The sequence below is a fragment of the Metapseudomonas otitidis genome (assembly GCF_011397855.1).
GTDB classification, from domain to species: domain Bacteria; phylum Pseudomonadota; class Gammaproteobacteria; order Pseudomonadales; family Pseudomonadaceae; genus Metapseudomonas; species Metapseudomonas otitidis.
The window spans coordinates 3196793-3218023 of the sequence record NZ_AP022642.1 but is presented as its reverse complement, the minus strand read 5'-3'; the positions used below and the strand labels follow the sequence as shown (position 1 = coordinate 3218023).

The following is a 21231-nucleotide window of genomic DNA, read 5'->3' as shown; positions in this document are numbered from 1 at the left end:
ATTGGGGTCGCCGGCGTCAGGGCGCCGGGCCTGGGCCGATAGTGGTTGCAGGCTGGGCGCTGTTCAATTCGTCCAAGGCGCTTGTGTTCGATCAGCGAACGAAAACTAACTGGTTCGTACATTTGTGCGCGAAACGACGGATGCGTTCCAGGTTTCGGCCTGGGGGCTGTGTCTTCTAGAATCGCCGCACCCTCATCCAGGACCCACGCCATGGCCGGTAGCCAGATCGAACGTGCCTTCAGCCTCCTCGAACGCCTGACCTCCGACCCGCAGGGGTTGGCGCTGCAGGCCCTCTCCGATGAGCTGCAGATCCCCAAGAGCGCCACCCATCGCATGCTGGCCGAGCTGATCCGCCTCGGCTACGTGCGGCAGAACCCCGACAACAGCCGCTACCAGCTGTCCACGCGGCTGGTGGCCATGGCCTTCCGCCACCTGGCCAGCAGCGGTGCGGACATCGTCCAGCCGATCCTCGACCGCCTGGCCCAGGAGAGCGCTGAACTGGTGCGCCTGGGCGTGACCGAGGGGGGCCGGCTGACCTGGATCGCCAAGTCCCAGGGGGCTCGCTCCGGGCTGCGCTACGACCCGGACATGGGCCGGGACGCGCCGTTGTTCTACACCGCCTCGGGGCACGCCTGGCTGGCGGCCCTGAGCGACGCCGAAGCGCTGGCCCTGGTGGAGCGCCAGGGCATCGCCGACCCGGCCGGCTTCGGCCCCAACGCGCCGCGCTCGAACATCGAGCTGCTGGAGCGTCTGCGCCGTGCCCGCGAGCGCGGCTACGCCTGGGTGGTGGAAAGCTCCGCCGTGGGCATGTCGGCGATGGCCGCCGTGGTGCGCCACCCGGCCACTGGCCAGGTCATCGGTGTGCTCAGCGTGGCCGGCCCCAGCGCCCGCCTGCCAGAGGCGCGCATGCACGAGCTGGCCCCGTGCCTGCTGGCTGCGGCCGCTGAACTGGGCGACGCGAGCCAGGCGTCCGAACTCTTCCCGTGATCCGCTGGGCCTCGCCACGGGCCGTGAAGATCGCCTATTGCGTAAAAATGGAACTCTGTTCTAAATAACGCGAAGCCGATTTCAGAACCCCCTTGCTGTGAGGTCTCCGTGTCCGTCCCGTCCTTTGCCAACCGGCTGCCTGGCCGGTTTTTTCATGCCTTCACGATGATGCCGACCTGGCAGGAGGCCCGCCGTGACTGACCGCGCGCTGTCGCTCGCCGCCTTGACGGTGCTGGAGCTGGCACCTCCGGACATGGTCGAGGTGGCCGCCCGCACCGGCTACAGCCATGTGGGCCTGCGGCTGATCCCGGCGACGCCGGAGGAGCACCACTACCCCTTGGTGGCCGATGCCGACCTGCGTCGGCGCACCCGCCAGCGCCTGGGCGATACCGGGGTGCAGGTGCTGGACATCGAGATCCTGCGGCTGAAGCCGGAGACCTGCGTGGCGGACTTCGCCGCCGTGCTGGAAGCCGGGGCCGAGTTCGGCGCCAGCGAGGTGCTGGTGGCCGGCAACGACCCGGATGAAGCCCGATTGACCGACCGCTTCGCCGAGCTGTGCGAGCGTGCAGCGCCCCTGGGGCTGCACGTCAGCCTGGAGTTCATGCCCTGGACCGACGCCCGCGACCTCGGCCAGGCGGCTCGGGTCGTCGAGCGGGCGGGCCAGCCCAATGGTGCGGTGCTGGTGGATGCCTTCCACTTCGACCGCTCGGCCTCACGCCTGGCGGACCTGCGGGCCCTGCCGCCGCAGCGCCTGCGCTACGCCCAGTTGTGCGACGTGGCCGGGCCGCGCCCGGACGACATGCAGGAAATCCTCCGCCAGGCGCGCAACGAGCGGCGCTTTCCGGGGGAGGGGGACTGCGACCTGGCGGGGTTGCTGCGGGCATTGCCGGCAGGCATCCCCCTGAGCCTGGAGATCCCCACCCGGCAGTTGCTGGAGCAGGGCGTGAGCGCCGAGGCGCGGGCGCGCCAGGCGCGCGAGCGAACCCTGGCGCTGTTGGCCGGTCTCTGATCCATCGGCCTTTGCGCCGGTTCTCGAGGTGTCATGAGCGATCCGATTTCAACCGCTGTCAGCCAGCCCTTGCGCGGTGTGGCGCTGGTCCTGCTGGCGACCTTCCTGTTCGCCGGGCACGACGCACTGTCCAAGCACCTGGGGGGCCTGTACCCGGTGGTGATGGTGGTGTGGGCGCGCTACCTGGTGCACAGCCTGCTGATGGCCGGGCTGTTCCTGCCCCGCGCCGGCCTGCGCGGGCTGCGCACCCAACGACCGGTGCTGCAGGTGCTGCGGGCACTGAGCCTGCTGAGCACCAGCCTGCTGTTCACCACCGGCCTGCAGTTCGTGCCGCTGGCCGAGGCCACGGCGGTGAACTTCCTGGCGCCGATCCTGGTGACGGCGCTCTCGGCACCGCTGCTGAAGGAGCGGGTCAGTGCCGGCCAGTGGCTGGCGGTAGCGATGGGCTTCGTCGGCGTGGTGGTGATCGTGCACCCGGGCGGGGCGCTGTTCACCCCGGCGATCCTCTTCCCGCTGGGCTCGGCCCTGGGTTTCTGCGCCTATCAGCTGCTGACGCGCATCCTCTCGGCCCACGACAGCCCTACCACCAGCAACTTCCTCGCGGGGGTGTGCAACACCCTGGTGATGAGCCTGCTGGTGCCGTTCTTCTGGCAGTTGCCGAGCCTGTTCGATGGCTTGCTGCTGGTGGCCCTGGGCACCCTGGGCATGGCGGCGCACCTGTTCCTGACCCAGGCCTTCCGCCATGCGCCGGCAGCCTTGCTGGCGCCCTTCGGCTACTGCCAGATCGTGTTCGCCGGGCTGCTGGGCTACCTGCTGTACGCCCATGCGCCGGACCTGACCACCCTGGTGGGCATCGGCATCGTCTGCCTCAGTGGACTGGGGGCGGCCTGGCTGCAGCGCAGCCGTGGCTGAAGGTGGGGAGTGGAGCGTGCACAGCTTCGGGAAGGCCTGTGCGTGAAGGGGAAGCGGGGGCCGAAGCCCCCGCCGGTCAGTGTCCCGGGTCCTCCTCGTCCCGTTGCCCGCGCGGGCCGCGCAGGTGGTCGAAATAGAAGAGTACGAGGCCGAAGGCGACGATGATCGCCGAGACGGCCAGTCCGAGTTGAGCGTTCTGCATCATGGATTCCGTTTCCAATGGGTGCGGTGGGCTCAGGGCTGGTGGCGAGGGTGCGCCATTCGCCTGAGAAAGGCCAGCATGAGGCCGCTCAGGAGCAGCATCCCGAGCAGCAGGAGGGGGTAGGCGACCCACCAGGGCGCACCGGCGGTCATCATGCTGAATTCCGACATACCGCCGATGCTGGCCACCAGGTTGAGCGGCAGGAACACCACGTTGATCAGTGTCAGCTTGCGCAGCATGTCGTTGATGCCGTGGTTGGCCAGGCTGCCCCGTGCGTCCATCAGCGCGGCGAACACCGTGGAGTAGATCCGCGCCTGCTTGTAGCACTGCTCGTTCTCGATGATCAGGTCGTCCAGGGTCGCCAGGGCGGCCGCATCCAGCTGGTACTCGGCGGCGTGGTTGCGCAGGCGCACCAGCACGGTGGCGTTGCTCTGGATGGCGTTGAGGTAGTGGATGAGGCTTTCGCTGAGGTTGACCATCTGCATCAGGTGGCTGTTGTCCAGCGAGCGGTTGAAGCGGGCCTGCAGCTCGCGGGCCACCAGCTTGATGACCCGCAGGTGGCCGAGGTAGTGGTGGACGCTGCTGAACAGCATGTCCAGCAGCACGTCGCGTGGGGTGGCGAGTGCGCCGCGCTGGCCGACCCCCTGCAGCAGCGAATCGCCGGCGGCGATCACCAGCAGCCGCGTCGGCTCCAGCAGCATGCCGAAGGCGCTCACTTCGAAGACCATGCCGTCCTGCCCGGTGCAGCGCTCCGGGCGCTTCCAGATCAGGAACAGCCGCTCGCCGTGGAATTCGATGCGCGACACCTCGTCGGGGTCCAGGGCCGAGTCCAGCGCGTGCTGGTCCAGCTGCCAGGTGCGGCACAGGTGCTCGCGTTCGCCGGCATCGGGGTCGACGCACAGCAGCACGCTGGCGTCCGCTTCGGGGGTGCGCTGCAGGCGGCCGTCGCCCAGGCGGTAGGCGTCGAGCATGGGCTCACCAGGCCTGGCCGCGACGGCGGAGGTCGAGGCGGCGGATGAACTCCTCCAGTACCAGGGCGTAGAGGTCGTCCTGCAGGTAGGCGTCCTCGATGCCGGCGTCCAGGTTGGGGTTGTCGTTCACCTCGATCACCACCACGCGGTCGCCGGCCTGCTTCAGGTCCACCCCGTAGAGGCCATCGCCGATCAGCCCGGCGGCCTGCAGGGCCAGGTCCACCACGGCGCGTGGCGCCTCGTGCACTGGCAGGGTCCGGCACTCGCCGTTGATGTCGGCGCCCTTGGCCTTGTGGTTGTAGATCTGCCAGTGGCCCTTGGACATGAAGTACTGGCAGGCATACAGCGGCTTGCGGTTGAGGACGCCGATGCGCCAGTCGTACTCGGTGTAGCAGTACTCCTGGGCGAGCAGCAGCACCGAGTGCTCGAACAGCTCCCCGGCCGCGCGGCGCAGCTCGGCGGCGGAGGTCACCTTGATCACCCCGCGGGAGAAGCAGCCGTCGGGGATCTTCAGCACCAGGGGGAAGCCCAGGCGCTCGCCGACCTGCTCGATCTCGCCGAGGCGCTCGCGGTAGAGGATCTCGGTGGCGGGCATGCCCAGCCCGTGGCTGGCCAGCAGGTCGGCCAGGTAGACCTTGTTGGTGCAGCGCAGGATGGAACTGGGGTCGTCCATCACCACCAGCCCTTCGCTCTCGGCCTTGCGGGCGAAGCGGTAGGTGTGGCTGTCGACGCTGGTGGTCTCGCGGATCAGCAGGGCGTCGTACTCGGCGAGCCGTGCATAGTCCTTGCGTCCGATCAGGTCCACGGCGATGCCCAGGCGCTCGCCCACCTCGACGAAGCGCTGCAGGGCCCGTGGGTTGGACGGCGGCAGCGCTTCGCCCGGGTCATGCAGGATGGCCAGGTCGTAGCGGGCCTGCCGCGGTGCGCGGGGCTGGCGCCAGACCTTGCGGCTGAAGCGGTCCAGGGCGTCGGCGAAGAGGTCCTGCTGGTCGTCCCGCAGGCGGTGCAGGGCACCCGGTCGCACACCGGTCACCTGCCAGCGTTCGCCCTTGCGGAAGTCCACCAGCAGGATCGGGCAGGGGAAGGCTTCGAACAGTTGGCGGGCAATGTCCTGGAGACTTTCAAGTTCGGTGTGGCCGAAATAAAGACTCAAGGTGAACCCTTCGGTATTGCCGCAGGGTTGTTGTTCGAGTGCATCGTCCAGTGAAGTTTCAAGTTCATCCAGCGCCAGCCCATAGATGGACTTGCGGGTCAGTTCATTGATGGTCTTCACCGACGGGATGACTTTATGCCCGCGTGCCTCGGCCAACAGCGAACAGTAATAACCGTGGCCCAGGTACTTGTAGTTGCGACACAGGTTGATGACCTGCGCGCGCTGCCTGGAAGGCCCGCCGGGCGACTGTTCCAGGTAGTCGCGAGCGCTGATCAGGTAATCCGTGGGGAAGTAGGCCGACCAGTCTTCGGTCCGCTCGACAATGATCAGGAGGTGGTTGGAAAGTTCTTCCGTTTGAATCGGCGTCAATTTGAAAGTTGCTGCCGTTCGTGTTCTGTCCAATACTTCCTGCCACCGGTTCTGCACCGCATTCATGGGATTTATCGATCCGTTCGGGAACACAGGCTTTCTATTAAGCATGCGCTTTTGGAAATGTCCCGGACCGTTACGCACTCTTTACGGAGTTCCCATGAAACTTGATTTTCGCGTTGCTCGGGCGGCCGACCTGCCCGAACTGGTGGCCCTGGAAAACCGCACCTTCAGCCACGACCGGCTCAGCCCCCGCAGCCTGGCCTGGATGGTCAACCGCGCCCATGCCGCCTTCACCGTGGCGGAGCATGAGGGGGCGGTGGTGGGCTATGCCCTGGTGCTGTTCCACCGGGGCACCTCCCTGGCCCGGTTGTATTCCCTGGCCATTGCCGGGCACCTGCAAGGTCGGGGCATCGGCCGGCAGTTGCTGGAGCAGGCGGAACGCTGCGCCCATGCGCACGACTGCGCCTACCTGCGGCTGGAGGTGCGGGTCGACAACCCGGCGGCCATCGCCCTCTACGAGCGCGCCGGCTACCGGCGCTTCGCGGTGATCGACGACTACTACGAAGACCACGCCGGCGCGCTGCGCTACGAGAAGCGCATCCGCCAGCCGCGCCAGGCCGGCACCCGCCGCGTGCCCTATTACCCGCAGAGCACCGACTTCACCTGCGGCCCGGCCTGCCTGCTGATGGCCATGGCGGCGCTGTACCCGCAGCGGGCCATGGAGCGCCGCGAGGAAGTGCAGCTGTGGCGCGAGGCGACCACGGTGTTCATGACCGCCGGCCACGGTGGCTGCAGCCCCCAGGGCCTGGCCCTGGCGGCCTGGCGACGGGGCTTCCGGGTGCGCCTGCAGGTGAGCCGGCGCGGGCCGCTGTTCCTCGAGGGCGTGCGCAGCGAGGACAAGCGCGCGGTGATGCGCCTGGTGCACGAGGTGTTTCTCGATGCGCTGGCCGGCACCGACGTGGAGCAGGTGGAGGCGCCCTGGGCGGAACTGGACGGCGGCCTGCGGGCCGGCGGGGTGCTGCTGGTGTTGATCAGCAGCTACCGGCTGACCCGTTCCAAGTCACCGCACTGGGTGGTGGTCACCGGGTGCGACGAGGATTTCGTCTACCTCCACGACCCCGATGTCGACCACAGCCGGCAGCCCCTGGATTGCCAGCACCTGCCGGTGAGCCGGGAGGCATTCGCCCGCATGAGCTCTTTCGGCCGCCACAAGCTGCGGGCTTCGGTGACGCTGTTCCGCCGCGAGGGCTCAGTCGCCGCAGAAGCGCAGCCGGGTGACGCGGTAGTCGATCATGCTGCTGTGGGCCTGCATGGTCTGCAGCCACTGCTCGGCCACGTCGCGGCGGGTGAAGGCGCCCATGGAGGCGACCCGCTTCCAGGTGCGCTCCTCCCGCAGGCGTGACTCCAGGACGAAGACCGCCTCCAGGCCGTGGTCCTGGTACCAGGGCAGCGCCGCATCGCGGTCATCGGGCCGCTGCTGCAGCTGCCGGACCTGGGCTTCGAGGGCTTCCAGCCGGCGTTGCGCCTCCACCAGGGCGGCCTGGGCCTGGTCGCGCTCCTGGCGGAGGAACTCGGTGAGGCAGCTGCTGGCGTGGTCGTCCCGCGCCTGGCGCTCGCGCTGTTCAGCCTGGCGCTGGCGCCAGGCACGCTGGCGTTCGGCGTTGCTCTGGGCCTGGCCGTTGCAGGGGCGCCCGCGCTTGCGCGGCGGAGGGGCGGTTGGGCTCATGGGGATGTCCGGGTGGCCTTGAAGGCTGATTCAGGAGGCTGATTCAGGAGGCTGATTATCGTTACGTAACAGAAACCTGCAAGCCCTTGAGATCAAGGCCGATAGCAGCATTGGCGTTATTTGTCGTTACGTAACGAAATAAAAGCGCCACCCGCCCCGGGCGGGTGGCAGAGCGGGCTCACTGCCAGCCGTAGCGGCGGGCGAACCACCCTTTCATGGCCTGTACCACGGCGGCATAACCCAGCAGCAGCGCCAGCAGGAAGGGGAAGTACGACAGCGGCAGGGGCTGCAGCTTGAAGTGCGCCGCCAGGGGCGAGAACGGCAGCAGCAAGCCGATGCTGGCGATCACCAGGGTCATCAGCAGCAGCGGCCAGCCGGCACGGCTCTGCAGGAAGGGCAGGCGACGGGTGCGGATCAGGTGTACCACCAGGGTCTGCGACAGCAACCCTTCGACGAACCAGCCGGTCTGGAACAGGGTCTGGTGCGCCGGTGTGCTGGCGGCGAAGACGAACCACATCAGGGCGTAGGTGAGGATGTCGAAGATCGAGCTGAGCGGCCCGAAGAACACCATGAAGCGACCGATCTCGTCGGCCCGCCACTGCTGCGGCCTGGCCAGTTGCTCGTCGTCGACGTTGTCGAAGGGAATGGCGGTCTGCGACAGGTCGTAGAGCAGGTTCTGCACCAGCAGGTGCAGGGGCAGCATCGGCAGGAAGGGCAGGAAGACGCTGGCCACCAGCACGCTGAACACGTTCCCGAAGTTCGAGCTGGCGGTCATCTTGATGTACTTGAGCATGTTGGAGAAGGTGCGCCGGCCCTCGCGAACCCCGGCTTCCAGCACCATCAGGCTCTTCTCCAGGAGGATGATGTCGGCCGCCTCCTTGGCGATGTCCACGGCGGTGTCCACCGAGATGCCGATGTCCGCCGCGCGCAGGGCCGGCGCGTCGTTGATGCCGTCGCCGAGGAAGCCCACCACGTGCCCGCGCTCGCGCAGCAGGCGCACCACCCGGGCCTTCTGCGCGGGCGTCAGGCGCGCGAACAGCGAGCAGGCGGCGGCCCGTTCGCCCAGCTCGCGGTCGTCCAGGGCGTCCATCTCGCTGCCCAGCAGCAGGCCCTCCACCGGCAGCCCCACTTCACGCAGCACGCGCTGGCTCACGCGCTCGTTGTCGCCGGTCAGCACCTTCACCGACACGCCATGCTCGCGCAGCGCCTGCAGGGCTTCACGGCTGGTCTCCTTGGGGGGATCGAGGAAGGCGATGTAGCCGGTGAGCAGCAGCTCCTGCTCGTCCTCCACGCGGTAGTCGCGGCGGTCCCCGGGGAACTGCCGCACCGCCACCGCCACCACCCGCAGCCCCTCGTCGTTGAGGCGGGCGGCGTGCTCGCGGATGTCGGCACGCAGGGCGTCGTGCAGGGGGAATTCCTCGCCGTCCAGGCGTACCCGGTCGCACACCGCCAGCACCTCGTCCAGCGCGCCCTTGCACACCAGCCGGTGGCCGTCGCCGTGTTCCGCCACCACCACCGACATGCGCCGCCGCTCGAAATCGAAGGGCAGTTCGTCGACCTTGCTGAACGCTTCGGCCAGCTGCGCCCGGCGCTGGGCATCGCCGTGCTCCAGCACCGCCACGTCCAGCAGGTTGCGCAGGCCGGTCTGGTGGTAGCTGTTCAGCCAGGCGTCGTCCAGTACCGCGTCGCAGGGGCGGCCCCGCACATCGGTGTGGCGTTCGAGCACGATGCGGTCCTGGGTGAGGGTGCCGGTCTTGTCGGTGCACAGCACGTCCATGGCGCCGAAGTTCTGGATGGCGTCGAGGCGCTTGACGATCACCTTCTTGCGCGAAAGCGCCAGGGCGCCCTTGGCCAGGGTCGAGGTGACGATCATCGGCAGCATTTCGGGCGTCAGGCCGACGGCGATGGAGAGGGCGAACAGCGAGGCCTGCAGCCAGTCGCCCTTGGTGAAGCCGTTGACCAGCAGCACCACCGGGGCCATCACCAGCATGAAGCGGATCAGCAGCCAGCTGACCTTGTTGACCCCCTGCTGGAAGGCGCTGGGCTCGCGGTCGGGCTCCAGCACATGGGCGGCGAGGTTGCCGAAGTAGGTGTTCGGCCCGGTGCCCAGCACCAGCGCGCGGGCGCTGCCGCTGACCACGTTGGTGCCCATGAAGCACAGGGTGTCGCGCTCCAGGGGCGTGTCCGGGGTCGGGCCCTGGGGCGCGGCGAACTTCTCCACCGGCAGCGCTTCGCCGGTGATGGCGGACTGGTTGAGGAAGAGGTTGCGCGCCTCCAGCACCCGCAGGTCCGCCGGGATCATGTCGCCGGCCGCCAGCAGCACCACGTCGCCTGGCACCAGGTCGCGGAACGGCACTTCCACCGCGCCGCGCCGGTCGGGTGACGGCGCACCGGGGCGCAGCACGCTGGCGGTGTTGTCCACCAGCGCCCGCAGGCTTTCCGCGGCACGGTTGGAGCGGGTCTCCTGGACGAAACGGAGCAGCGTCGAGACCAGCACCATGCAGCCGATCACCAGCGCCGCCTGGAGGTCTTCGGTGACCCAGGAGAGCACCGCCAGGGCGGTCAGCAGCAGGTTGAACGGGTTGCAGTAGCAGAGCCAGAGGTGGTGCAGGGGCGACAGCGGCTTCTCCTGTTCCACCAGGTTGGTGCCGACCCGTTCGCGCACCCGCTGCGCCTGGGCCGGGTCGAGGCCGCCGGGCTGGCTGCCCAGTTGCCGGAACAGCTGCTCGGGTGGGCAACTGGCGAACGCCTCCAGTTGCTGGACGAATGCCGGCGGCAGGGTGGAGGCGGTGCGCCGGCCGCGCAACGCGTCGAGCAGGGCGCGGCGGCGGAAATGGCGGCCGAGGCCGTGGTCGAACAGGGCCAGCAGGCGCCGGCCCAGGGCGGACATCAACATGGTGGTTTCCTCGTCACTCGTGGAGCGATGGCTGTTCGAGGGGCCGGGCGAGGGGCCCGGTGCCGATGGGTTATGCGTCCGCCGCCAGGTCGTGAAGCCGCCAGCGCACCGAGCTGACGCCTTTCTCCAGGCTCACTCGGCTGACCAGGCGCTCCAGCTGGGTGGTGGTGCCGGGTTTGCCGAGCAGCTCGGCGCGCACCTCCAGGCGCCCGGGTGTGGCCTGGTCCTGGCTGTGCAGCGATTGCAGGCGCAGGCTGCCGCCCTCCAGGTCATGCAGCATCAGGCTGCGCACCTGGATCTCGTCCTCGGCGCGGCAGACGATGTCGACGCTGTAGCGCTGCTCGACCTCGCTGCCGGGCAGGGTGTCCAGGTGGTTCAGGCGCTGGGCGATGTCACGCAGCAGGATGTTGGCGCAGAGCACCGCCAGGGTGCCGAGGGCGGCTTCCAGCAGCAGGCCCATGCTGCACAGCACGCCGATGGCGGCGGTGCACCAGAGCGTTGCGGCCGTGTTCAGGCCGCGCACGTTGAGGCCGTCGCGCATGATCACGCCGCCCCCCAGGAAGCCGATGCCGGAGACCACGTAGGCGGCGATACGCGAGGCATCGCCCGCCATGCCCGGTACGCCCTGGCTCATCAGCACGAACAGGCAGGCGCCGGTGCTCACCAGGGCATTGGTGCGCAGGCCGGTGAGGCGCTGGCGCAGTTGACGCTCGGCGCCGATCAGGGCGCCGAGTACGAGTGCCGCGGCGACCCGCAGCAGGAAGACTTTCCAATCCATGTTCCACCTCGTGTCCGGCCAGGGGGCCGGGGTGTATGCCGGGTGACCGGCGCTGAAGGGGCGTGGATTGCACAGGCAGGCGTCGCCGTCGCGCAGGCAGCGCGTCGGTGAACGTCAAGGAAGGGGCGTCGGGCCACCGTCCGCTGAAGGCAGCGAGACGACGGCGGAGGGAACCGCTGGACGTGCTCGCTGCTCAGCCCTGTCGCAATCGACCGGGGCAACTGTCCAAGGGGTTCTCCTGTTTCAGGTGGGAAGGCGGGCGGAATCTACGCCCGGCCCACAAGGGGGTCAATCGCCTCCTGCGTTTCATTCAGTCAGCGTTCAGGCGTCGGCCCTGTAGGCCTCTGCGAAACGTTGTCGCAGGACATCCCAAAGAACTACAGACGCGTAGGAATAGCCCTCTATAGTCTGGGGAAAATAATCAGGGTGCCCTTTGGAGGCCGTCATGGGTGTCTTCAGTCGCTTCACTGCCAACGGCTCGTCTCGCGCGGCTGCGCGCCACCTGAGCTGTTCGTCTGCCGAATTGTCCCGGGAGCTGGCCGCGCTGTCGCTGCGGCCCACTTTCATCACCGGGTATGTGTCCCCGCACCTGGACATCGACCGGGTGGCCCGCCAGGTCAGCGAGCGCTTCCCCGGCGTGGCGCTGAGCCTGAGCAGCAGCGCCGGCGAGTTGTGCGAAGGCGGCGGGCGGCTCTATTGCGATGCTTCCGGGCAGTGGGACCGGGTGGTGCTGGCCCTGTTCGATGGCTCGGTGATCGCCTCGGCCGAGGTGGTCAGCGTGCCGCTGGAAAGCCAGGACATCCGCCAGGGCGGTGCCCGCATGGCGCTGCGCGAGCGCATCGCGCGGCTCACCCAGTCACTGAAGAACCTGCGGGTGACCACGCCCATCGAGGCCCACGACACCCTGGCCTACGTGCTGTTCGATGGCCTGTCGGCCTCGGAATCCTTCTTCATGGAGGCGCTCTACGAATGCGGGCGCTTCCCCTGCCTGTTCGTGGGCGGCTCGGCCGGGGGCAAGGGGGATTTCCGTCAGACCTTCCTCCACGACGGTCGCCAGCGCTACGAGAACCACGCCCTGGTGGTCTTCCTCAAGAGCGCGCCGGGCATCCGCTTCGGGGTGTTCAAGAGCCAGAACTTCGAGCCCACCAGCGTCAGCTTCAGCGTGCTGACCGCGTCCCTGGAGGAGCGCAGCATCCGCCAGGTGGTGGACGCCAAGGGGCGCATCGTCAGCATGGTCACGGCACTGTGCGAGGCACTGGGCTGCCGCCCGGATGAACTGGAGCGGCGCCTGGCGGAATACTCCTTCGCCATTCGCGTCGGCGAACAGCTGTTCGTGCGCTCCATCGCCCAGATCGACCTGCAGCGCGAGGTGGTGCACCTGTTCTGCGACGTGGCGCCGGGAGAAGAGCTGGTGATGGTCAAGCGCACCTCGCTGGTGGAGGCGACCCGCCGCGACTTCGCCCAGTTCCTCCGTGGCAAGGGCGGCACGCCGCTGCTCGGGCTGCTCAACGACTGCATCCTCCGGCGCCTGAACAACGGTGACGAACTGAGCCGCATGAGCGGGGTGTTCGGCGAGGTGCCGGTGGTGGGGTTCTCCACCTTCGGCGAGATCCTCGGACTCAACCTCAACCAGACCCTGACGGCGGTGTTCTTCTTCCAGGTGGCGCCCGGCGAGGCCTTCACCGATGAGTACATGGACCGCTTCCCCATCCACTACGGCGAGTTCAAGGCCTTCTTCCTGCGCCGCCAGGTGAAGAAGTTGGCCGGGCTCAGCCAGGTGGTGGTCAGCCAGATCGAGGCGTTCAAGCGCCACGACTACAGCAGCAGCGTCGACAGCGAGGGCCTGGACGAGCACATCCGCCCGGTGTTCCAGGGCCTGGCCGACCTGGGCCGCGTGCTGCAGGCCGCGGAGAGCAGCCAGCGGGAGATCGGTGAACAGCTGCGCCTGCATGCCGACGACCTGCACCAGAGCATGGACGTGTTGACCGAGAACATCGCCCGCCAGGGCGAAGTCACCGGCCAGGCCGAGCAGACTGTGCGCAGCCTCACCGAGCAGGGCTCCACGGTGGTGCGCAGCGCCGACGAACTGGCGCGCTCCAGCCTGCGCATCCAGTCCATCGTCCAGGTCATCCAGCAGATCGCCGGGCAGACCAACCTGCTGGCGCTGAACGCCGCCATCGAAGCGGCGCGGGCCGGGGAAATGGGGCGCGGGTTCGCGGTGGTGGCGGACGAGGTGCGCAACCTGGCGCAGATCACCCACAAGAACGCCGCCGAGATCGGCACCGACGTCGACCAGCTGTCCCAGGCCATCACCGTGGTGGCCGGGCACATCCAGCAGCAGGCGGACGAAGTGGCGTCACTGGGCGGGATGATCGGCACGCTGCGCGAGTCGGCGCTGCTGACCGAGGAAACCTCCAGCCGCACGCGGGAGCTGGCGGACACCCTGAGCGGGTTGACGGGGCGGGTGAACGGGTAGGGAAGCGGCGCCCCGGGACAGGCGCCGCGAAGGGCATTACCGGGTTACTTGCTCATCCACTCGATCACGGCCTTGTAGTCCTCGGCCGAGCAGTCCATGCACAGGCCGCGCGGCGGCATGGCGTTGAAGCCTTCGGTGACGTGCTTGACCAGGGTGTCGTTGCCCTGGGCCAGGCGCGGGGCCCAGGCGGCGTGGTCGCCTTTCTTCGGCGCCTGGGGCAACTGGCCGTTGTGGCACATGCCGCAGGCGCGGTTGAACACGGCTTCCGGGTCCTGGGCGGCTTGGGCGGTCTGGATAGCGCCCAGGGACAGCAGGCCGAAAGCGAGCAGGATGGCTTTCATCGGGGATTCCTCATCGTGGGTGTTGTTATCGGATCACGGTGGCGTCTGCCGGGCGCTATCTTGCCGGGCCCGACAGCCTGAAAAAAAGACCCTCCCGTGCGGGAGGGTCGTCATCGACGGTGTCGATTCGAGGGGGGCCCCGAACCCAACCGTGGAAGCCCTGCCAAGGACAACTCCAGGTTCGGGGCCCCGCCATCCTAGTGGGGGCGTGAAAACCCCCTCAACTGCGACGGCCTGCCGCAGCCGGGTACCTGGCAGGCGCCGTTACACGCCCGGCAGGTGCCTGCGGCAGGCTGTCGCAGGTTCAATCGTGGATCCTCAGCCAGCGGCGGAAGCTGCCGATGCCGCCACGGCCCAGGGGCGACCAGGCGAAGTCGAAGCGTGCCGGCGGCAGCACCTGGATATCGGCGTCGCTGCCGACGGCGTTGCCTTCCTTCCATTCCACGGTGGTCATGGGGAAGGCGCTGCACGCCAGGAGGATGCCCTGGGCCTCGCTGGGGTCGCTGTTGATCCAGCGTGCCGCTGCCGCGGAGAGCAGGCTCTCCACATGGGCGGCCTTCACCTGGGGGGCGTACCCGGATTGCAGCAGCCAGCGGCAGAAGCTGATGTGGAAGGTCCAGTCCTGCGCCGGCTGGTGGCGGTAGGCCCAGACCATGAAGGCGCGGAACAGCCCCACGCCCTCCGGCGGATCGAGCTTGAGCAGCACCGGGCAGAGGTCGAACAGCATGTGCCAGTACGGCAGCAACCGCGTGTCCAGCGCAATGAACGACCGCGCATTGCTGGGGTAGTCGGGAAAGGGTTGCTCGCCACCCGCGCGGCGGGTGGAGAGGGTGGACCTGAGTTTGGGTGAACGCATCGCTCACGCTCCTTGTCATCGCGGGCCTCTTGGCCCGTCTAACCCTGGGTTCGGCCGGTGTTGCAGGCCGGCCGGTGACGGACGATCAGGCGATGGCCGGCGGCGCCCGGGAGCGGGAGGAGGGGAAGTGCAGGGCGGCAAGCGCCGCCAGGGGCTGGCCCGAGCACACCGGTGTACCGGGGTGGGCGCAGGGCAGCGGCTGCCAGAGCGGGCCGGTGGCCGCCGGGGAGTTGAGCAGCAGCGAGCAGTAGCCGCAGGCGTCCAGCACCGTCAGCGCGGGGGCTTCGGGCGCCTTGGGTTGCAACGGAAGGGGCGCCGGCCCCGGGCTGGCCTGGACGCCGCCGGCGTGGCAGGCCAGCGCCTGCAGCCAGCTCCAGTCCTGCACGGGGGCCTGCAGGCGGGCCACCAGCGGCCCCAGCACAATGAGCGCCAGGGCCAGCAGCCCGAGGTGCGCGCCCAGCCGGCGCAGGCGCGCGTTCATCGACGCTCACCTGGGCAGGACGAAGGGACCGGGCGCATGGGCATCCGCCTCAGAAGTCCAGGGTCAGGCCGGCATAGAGCGCGCGGCCGTCGCCGGGGGCGTGCAGGTCCTGCTGCACACCGGCGGTGGAGTCGTACCAGACGTACTCGTAGTAGCGGTTGGCGACGTTCTTCAGCTGCATGTCCACGCTCACGGACTCCGTCAGGCGGTAGGTGGCGCCCAGGTTGAGCAGCACGAAGCCGCCGTACTCACCGGTGCTGTTGGTGCGCTCCAGGTAGTAATCGCTCTGGCCGTTGAGCCAGGCGCTCAGCTGCAGGCGCTCGGTGGCCTGGTACTCGGCGCCCAGGGCGTAGAGGTGATGGGGCACGTGGTCCATTTCCCGGCCCTTGCTGGCGGGAAGGTTCGGGTTGGGTTCGAGGATCTCGGAGAACTGCCGCGAGTAGGACAGCCACACGCGGGTGCGCTCGTCCGGGGTCAGGTTCAGCTGCAGGTCATAGCCCCGGCGCAGGGTCTCGCCGACGTTCTCCGAATCGCCGACTGCGTCGTTGAGCTTGCGCTGCACCTCGTCGGTGGCGTGCTGCTCCCAGTAGGCGATGCGGCCGTCGAGCCACTGCACCGGGCTGAACTTCAGGCCGGTTTCCCAGCCTTCGTTGATGGACGGCTTGAGGTCGTCGCTCTGGCTGGCCAGACGGTAGGCGCCGGAGCCGACGCCGACCTGGAAGGTGCGGCCCCAGTTGGCGTACAGGCTGGCCTCGCGCCAGGGGCTGTAGACGATGCTGAACTTGGGCTGGCGGATGCTGCCGTAGTCGTTCACCTCGGCACGCTCGCCGGTCAGGCCGTTCTTGTAGTCGCCGTAGAGGCGGTCGACGCGGTAGGCCGGGACCAGACGCAAGGATTCCACCGGCTCGATCACCGTCTGCACGTAGGCGCCATAGATGTTCAGGTCGAAGCGCTGGTCGCGGGTCTGGGCCAGGCGGGTGCGCTGGCTGGTGCGGTAGCGCAGGCTCTCGTTCTCCTGCCGTTGCACCTCGGCGCCGCCCTCCAGGGCGAAGTCGTGCAGGCCGTTGACCACGGGGCGCCAGGTGAGGCTGCTGAGGGCGCCGTACTGGGTTTCGTCGGCCACCCGTTCCTGCTGGCTCACGGTGCGCCAGTAGCGGGTCCAGCGCTGGTCCTTGAAGGCGTTGACATAGCTCTTGGCGGACCAGGCCAGGTCATCGGCCAGGTCGGCGTCCAGGTGCAGGCTGAGCTGGTTCATCTCGCGGTTGCCCTGGTCCGTGGCATTGCTGGCGTAGGACTGGCGCGGGTCGTCATGGGCATCCGCGTGGCTCAGGTAGCCCGCTTCCAGGGCGTCGGCGCTGTAGTGGCGGGCGATCAGGCCGGCGCGCCAGCCGGCGTCGGCGGTGTAGAACCACTTGCCGGCAAAGCTCTGGCGCTCGGTGTCGGCATGGTCGCGGTAGCCGCCGCTCTTCTGGTAGGCGACGAAGTAGTTCTGCGACCAGTTGCCCGACTCGATGCCCTTGACCGCCTGCAGCTCCTGGGTGTCGAAGCTGCCGGTGCGCAGGCGCAGGTGGCCGTCGTTGCCGCCGATGCGGGTGTGGATGCCGGCGTTGCCGGCGATGTTGTGCAGGCCGTAGCGCGGGTCGTTGGTGCCCCGCACCACCTCGATGTCCTCGATGTCGAGGGGGTAGACCATGTCGATGAACGGCATGTTGCCGTCGTTGGTGTTGCTGGGGATGCCGTCGATCAGCAGCTTCACGGCGTTGACTTCGCCTTCGCCGTTGAAGCCCCGGAACGACAGCTTGCCGGAGGTGGTGCCCTGGTTGAACTGGGTGAGCATCACCCCCGGGGCGCGGTTGAACAGCTCCCAGCTGTACTGCACGGGTTGCTGCTGCAGCACATCACTGCCGATCACATCCACCGAACTGAGGATGTCGCGGCTGGACAGCGGGCCGCTCTCCTGGCCGGACACCTCCACGGTGCCGAGGGTCAGGGTGCTGTCGGCGTGGGCCGACAGGCAGAGCGCGGCCAGGGACAGGCCGGAACATGAAACGAAACCCCGAAGGGTGCATGGGCGGAACGTTGACGACATGGGTTCGATCAGCCTTGCAAAGGGCGCACAGGGCGCCGGTCTTCAATGCCGGAGCGCGGGCATCCCAGCCCTGGGCCGCCTCATCGGGCGGGCGGCAGGGCTCCGGTTGGAATTGGGATGGTTCAGCCGGCAGCGGCGTCGGTACGGTCCAGCGGGCGCAGCAGGCGGACCACCCGGTCCAGCAGCCACACGGCCACCAGCGAGGCCCCCACCAGCGGGAAGGCCACGGCCAGCACCAGCATCACGCCGATGGCCGTCTTCCAGCGCGGCAGGTCATGGCGCAGCGGCGGCACACCGAGGCGGCCGGCCGGGCGACGCTTCCACCAGAGCACCAGGCCGCTGACCGAGCTGAACAGGATCAGCAGGCACACGGCCGCCATCAGCAGCTGGTTGGGCAGGCCGAACAGCTTGCCTTCGTGGAGCATCACCCCGGTCTCGACGGTGCGCGCCACCGGCCCGTAGTCGGCCCAGCGCACGTCCGCCAGCACCTTGCCGCTGTACTGGTCCAGGTGCAGGGTGGCGTCGTTGCGCGGGTCGTCGGCGAACACCGAGACGCTGAACACGCCCTCGGCGCCCTTGGGGAAGCTGATGCTGTAGCCCGGCGTCACCTGGCGTTGGTGGGCGGTGTCCACCACCTGCTGCAGGGGGATGCGCGACGCACTGGCCGGCGCCTGCTCGCCACCGTGGGCGTGGTGCGCGGCATGCGGGTCGGAGGCGGGCAGGGGCGTGGTCTCCACCGCCCAGGGCACGGTCTGGCGATGGGCCTCGTTGAGGCTGGCTGCCGCCTGGCCGGACTTCGGCACGTCGTCCCACATGGCCGCCGGGAAGTGGTTCCAGGCGCCGGCGAACTGGGCACCCCAGAAGCCGGTCCAGGTCATCCCGGTCATCAGCATGAACAGCAGCAACAGCGAGCCCCAGAACCCGGTCACGCCGTGCAGGTCCCGCCACAGCAGGCGCCCGCGTGCCGACAGGCGCGGCCACAGCACGCCGGCACCGCCGCTGCCCCGTGGCCACCAGAGGTAGAGCCCGGAGAGCACCAGCACGATGCCCCAGCCAGCGGCCAGCTCGATCAGGCGATCACCCAGCGGGCCGATCAGCAGGTCGCCGTGCAGCTTGCGCGCGGCGGCCTGGAGGTTCCACAGCGCATCCTGGGTGCCCAGCACCCGGCCGCTGTACGGGTCGATGAAGAGGTTCAGCTCGCGGCCCTGCTCGGTGATCACGAACTGCCCGCTCCAGCCTTCGGCCACCGGCGGCAGGTACTTGCTGACCACTGCCTCTGGATGGGCGGCCTGCGCCCGCTGCAGCAGGGTATCGGCGCTGAGCGGCTGGCCGGCTGCCGGTACGCGCAGCAGGTCGGCGTACATCGCCTGGTCCAGTTGCGGCTTGAACAGGTAGATCAGCCCGGTGACGGACAGCAGGATCATGAACGGGATGACGAACAGGCCGGCATAGAAATGCCAGCGCCAGGCCAGGGTGTAGAACGCCGGGCGGGCAGCGGTCGCCGACTGGGCCGGCGCAGGGGTACGGGTGGTCATCTTCGGGCCTCCAGGCCACGACTTGCCGGACAGGCCGGCACAAACGGTTCGCAGGGTCAGGCAACGGCCAGTGAGGCCGATGGGTCAGGCGAACAGCGGGGAGGCGCGGGGGTTGGCGAGCACCCAGGCTCGCCGAGGAGGATGGCGGTGGACCGGCTCGGGCACCGGCCAGTGGCGGCTGGGCGCCAGCAGGGCGAGCAGGCCGAAGAACGCCGCGAGGAGGAGGGCACCGAAGCTGGAGCTCAGTGCACAACCCGAGCCGGAGGCCAGGTTGCCGCCGACCACGCCCATGTCGCCGAGGCTCTTGCTGCTGCCGCTGGCATCGTCCAGGGAGCAGAACTGACCGTCGAGGCCGCTCAGGGCGAGGCCGGCCATCTGCCCGTGACCCACCGCGCAGGCGAGCGCGCCGAACAGGATGCTGAAATACAGCATCCAGGCGATCAGCGAGCGGTGTCGGCGGGCCATGTTCATCAGCGGGCTTCGGGCTGGTTGGGTCGGGCTGGGGGCAATGCTAGCAGAGTGTCGCCGTTGTGAAACAGCGAGCCCTGCATGAAAGCGAATCGGTCAAAAAGCCCCGTACACAGGCCGCCAAGCCGTGCACGGGGAAGCTTCCACACTAGTTGGCCGGGCGAATGACCACGCCCGAGCCCAGGTCCGCGCCGGTGATGGAGTCACGGCTCGGGTCCGAGGCGGTGCGCTCGCGCATCTGCTCCAGCGTGGCCCGCTGGCTGTCGGGCAGGTTCACGCTCGGCAGGCCATCGCCACCGTCCACGGCCGGCTCCGGCGCCTCGACGAAGGTCCATTCGTCTCCGCGGTTCCACGGCCCCCGGCAGTCGCCTTCGCCCTGGGACAGGTTGAAGTACACGCTGGTGAAGGCCGGCATGCCCGGCAGCTTGCCCTGGGGGAAGTTCGGCTGGATCGAATGCAGCGCCTTCTCGAAGGACTTCTGGTGGGCCAGCTCGCGGGTCATGAGAAAGCCAAGGGCTTCCTTGATGCCGGGATCGTCGGTGACGTTGATCAGCCGCTCGTAGATGATCTTGGCCCGCGCCTCGGCCGCGATGTTGGAGCGGAAGTCGGCCGTCGGCTCGCCGATGGAGTCGATGTAGGCCGCCGACCAGGGCACCCCGGCCGAGTTGGTCAGCGCCGGCCCGCCGCCGTACAGCAGGCTGGTGACGTGGGAGTCGTTGCCGGCGCCGGTCAGGGAGCGGTACAGGTCGGCTTCTGCCTCGATGCCTTCGGCCAGGTCGCCCTTGGCGCCCTTGTTGAGCATCCCGACGATGGAACCGATCACCTCCAGGTGGCTCAGTTCCTCGGTGGCGATGTCCAGCAGCAGGTCCTTGCGGCCGGCGTCGTCCTCGTTCAGGGCCTGGGTGAAGTAGCGCATGGCGGCGGCGAGTTCGCCCTGGGGACCGCCGAACTGTTCCAGCAGCAGACTCGCCAGCCCGGGATTGGGGGCCGAAACCCGAACGGTGTATTGCAACCGCTTGTTGTGAACGAACATGAAAGTTCTCCTCGAGTTGATCGTGACGTGATAGCGCGACGGGCCATGGGCCACTCACTAGGGAAGAACCGGATGTTGCCGGGGATGTTCAACGAAAGTTTCGAACGGTCGACTTGGAAAGTTGCATTCGCGGACGGAACGCCGCCCTCTTTTTTCAAGGGCGGCGACGCCTACACGTTGCATCAGGCGCGGTTCAGGTGGAACGACTGCGGGCGCATGGGAAGTAGGGGTTTCTTCTGCGGCGCGATATTCAGCACGGTGATGCCGACCTCCTCCAGCCAGGCCGCCATGGCCGCGCTGGACCTTGAAGGACGGGGCGTTCCAGGAAATTCGAGATCCTGGATGGCAAATGCCAGCGCCTTCAGGGTGGGCGTGGAGCGGGACTTCATCAGCAGCGTACGGCGCTCGCCGTGCATCAGGTAGGTGACCAGCCAGTTCATGGCAACTCCTTCTGTCAATGATCCGAAGCGGAACTTAGCAAGACGCAGCGGTATTTCAATGCTGGCCAGCTGATGCATAGGAAAGTTGCGCGAAACAGCAAATTCGAAGACTGAGCAAGTTGCCTGTTGAAAGTCTGGTTAGTTGGGCTTGGTTATCGCCGTCTGGCTTCGTTTTTGTTGTACGGAAGTTCTCGTTTAATTGGCTGTGTATAACGCGTTGCACCATTCGGCCTTTCACCTGAACTTGTTCTGCCGTGTTCACACGAAACCAGAACAGATCCCGGAGAACAGGCCATGCACAACCCAACGGAAACCCCCAGCAACGACACCCCCCGGCCGGAGGACGAGACCGCCACCTGGCCCATCCAGCAGGACCCGGAACCCGAGGCCCTGCCGGACGATCCCGACATCCAGGGCGACGACGCCTCCACCACCCCGCAATGAGCCGATGCCCCGCTGCGGCGGGGCACTGCACAGGAGCACCGAGATGACCGAGCGCCACACGC

Annotated in this window: 19 protein-coding genes; 6 read left to right on the top strand and 13 right to left on the bottom strand. The window is 68.2% G+C overall.

The features are described 5' to 3' along the window. The first annotated feature begins 210 nt into the window (after positions 1 to 210). The 3 genes from PotMrB4_RS14735 to PotMrB4_RS14725 all read left to right on the top strand — a co-directional run bounded on the left by PotMrB4_RS14735 (position 211) and on the right by PotMrB4_RS14725 (position 2908). Positions 211 to 987, top strand: a complete 777-nt coding sequence (locus PotMrB4_RS14735; RefSeq protein ID WP_172433734.1) for an IclR family transcriptional regulator — start codon at positions 211 to 213, stop codon at positions 985 to 987. Positions 988 to 1180: 193 nt separating this feature from the next. Next, a complete protein-coding gene (locus PotMrB4_RS14730; protein ID WP_172433733.1) occupies positions 1181 to 1996 on the top strand; it encodes a sugar phosphate isomerase/epimerase family protein in 816 nt (271 codons plus the stop codon). Positions 1997 to 2029: 33 nt separating this feature from the next. Beyond that, entirely contained in the window at positions 2030 to 2908 is an 879-nt protein-coding gene (locus tag PotMrB4_RS14725) for a DMT family transporter (RefSeq protein WP_044402620.1), read from the top strand. Positions 2909 to 2984: 76 nt separating this feature from the next. On the opposite strand, the gene PotMrB4_RS28395 is transcribed toward PotMrB4_RS14725, so the two are convergent. Genes PotMrB4_RS28395 through PotMrB4_RS14715 form a run of 3 tightly spaced genes read right to left on the bottom strand, consistent with a single transcriptional unit; the run spans position 2985 to position 5669 of the window. Continuing rightward, on the bottom strand, positions 2985 to 3110 hold the full coding sequence (locus PotMrB4_RS28395) for a hypothetical protein (RefSeq protein ID WP_260845184.1): 126 nt from the start codon (positions 3108 to 3110) through the stop codon (positions 2985 to 2987). A 32-nt stretch (positions 3111 to 3142) separates the two neighbouring features. Further along, positions 3143 to 4081 carry a magnesium transporter CorA family protein gene (locus PotMrB4_RS14720; RefSeq protein WP_172433732.1) on the bottom strand — a complete coding sequence of 313 codons (939 nt, stop codon included), beginning with the start codon at positions 4079 to 4081 and terminating at the stop codon, positions 3143 to 3145. 4 nt (positions 4082 to 4085) lie between these two features. Further along, positions 4086 to 5669: a RimK family protein gene (locus tag PotMrB4_RS14715; protein ID WP_172433731.1), complete on the bottom strand. Its 1584-nt coding sequence runs from the start codon at positions 5667 to 5669 to the stop codon at positions 4086 to 4088. A 94-nt stretch (positions 5670 to 5763) separates the two neighbouring features. On the opposite strand from PotMrB4_RS14715, the gene rimI reads away from it, so the two are divergent. After that, positions 5764 to 7008, top strand: a complete 1245-nt coding sequence (rimI, locus tag PotMrB4_RS14710) for a ribosomal protein S18-alanine N-acetyltransferase (RefSeq protein ID WP_172433730.1) — start codon at positions 5764 to 5766, stop codon at positions 7006 to 7008. Positions 7009 to 7510: 502 nt separating this feature from the next. Here the strand turns inward: rimI and mgtA are convergent. Further along, positions 7511 to 10228 carry a magnesium-translocating P-type ATPase gene (gene mgtA, locus PotMrB4_RS14705; protein WP_172433729.1) on the bottom strand — a complete coding sequence of 906 codons (2718 nt, stop codon included), beginning with the start codon at positions 10226 to 10228 and terminating at the stop codon, positions 7511 to 7513. Between the two features lie 70 nt (positions 10229 to 10298). Then, complete coding sequence (locus tag PotMrB4_RS14700; protein WP_044402634.1) at positions 10299 to 11006, bottom strand: MgtC/SapB family protein; 708 nt, start codon at positions 11004 to 11006, stop codon at positions 10299 to 10301. A 445-nt stretch (positions 11007 to 11451) separates the two neighbouring features. Between PotMrB4_RS14700 and PotMrB4_RS14695 the strand changes: the two genes are divergently transcribed. Then, complete coding sequence (locus tag PotMrB4_RS14695) at positions 11452 to 13482, top strand: methyl-accepting chemotaxis protein (RefSeq protein ID WP_142009020.1); 2031 nt, start codon at positions 11452 to 11454, stop codon at positions 13480 to 13482. A gap of 44 nt (positions 13483 to 13526) precedes the next feature. Here the strand turns inward: PotMrB4_RS14695 and PotMrB4_RS14690 are convergent, their stop codons facing one another. The 8 genes from PotMrB4_RS14690 to PotMrB4_RS14655 all read right to left on the bottom strand — a co-directional run bounded on the left by PotMrB4_RS14690 (position 13527) and on the right by PotMrB4_RS14655 (position 20725). Beyond that, positions 13527 to 13823 carry a c-type cytochrome gene (locus tag PotMrB4_RS14690; protein WP_044402639.1) on the bottom strand — a complete coding sequence of 99 codons (297 nt, stop codon included), beginning with the start codon at positions 13821 to 13823 and terminating at the stop codon, positions 13527 to 13529. A 304-nt stretch (positions 13824 to 14127) separates the two neighbouring features. Beyond that, on the bottom strand, positions 14128 to 14679 hold the full coding sequence (locus PotMrB4_RS14685) for a putative natural product biosynthesis protein (RefSeq protein WP_069564242.1): 552 nt from the start codon (positions 14677 to 14679) through the stop codon (positions 14128 to 14130). Positions 14680 to 14764: 85 nt separating this feature from the next. Next, the gene (locus PotMrB4_RS14680) at positions 14765 to 15160 is read right to left on the bottom strand and encodes a DUF2946 family protein (protein ID WP_074971739.1); all 396 of its coding nucleotides are present in this window, start codon (positions 15158 to 15160) and stop codon (positions 14765 to 14767) included. 49 nt (positions 15161 to 15209) lie between these two features. Beyond that, positions 15210 to 17249, bottom strand: coding sequence for a TonB-dependent receptor (locus PotMrB4_RS14675; protein ID WP_172433728.1), 2040 nt, complete (start codon positions 17247 to 17249; stop codon positions 15210 to 15212). A 122-nt stretch (positions 17250 to 17371) separates the two neighbouring features. After that, complete coding sequence (locus tag PotMrB4_RS14670; protein ID WP_172433727.1) at positions 17372 to 18784, bottom strand: PepSY-associated TM helix domain-containing protein; 1413 nt, start codon at positions 18782 to 18784, stop codon at positions 17372 to 17374. Positions 18785 to 18868: 84 nt separating this feature from the next. Continuing rightward, positions 18869 to 19255 (bottom strand): DUF2946 domain-containing protein, encoded by a 387-nt coding sequence (locus PotMrB4_RS14665; protein ID WP_142009030.1) that lies wholly within the window; start codon positions 19253 to 19255, stop codon positions 18869 to 18871. Between the two features lie 145 nt (positions 19256 to 19400). After that, entirely contained in the window at positions 19401 to 20285 is an 885-nt protein-coding gene (locus tag PotMrB4_RS14660; protein WP_172433726.1) for a manganese catalase family protein, read from the bottom strand. Positions 20286 to 20467: 182 nt separating this feature from the next. Beyond that, on the bottom strand, positions 20468 to 20725 hold the full coding sequence (locus PotMrB4_RS14655) for a hypothetical protein (RefSeq protein WP_044402655.1): 258 nt from the start codon (positions 20723 to 20725) through the stop codon (positions 20468 to 20470). 294 nt (positions 20726 to 21019) lie between these two features. Between PotMrB4_RS14655 and PotMrB4_RS14650 the strand changes: the two genes are divergently transcribed. After that, a complete protein-coding gene (locus PotMrB4_RS14650; RefSeq protein WP_160158562.1) occupies positions 21020 to 21169 on the top strand; it encodes a hypothetical protein in 150 nt (49 codons plus the stop codon). Positions 21170 to 21231: the final 62 nt, after the last annotated feature.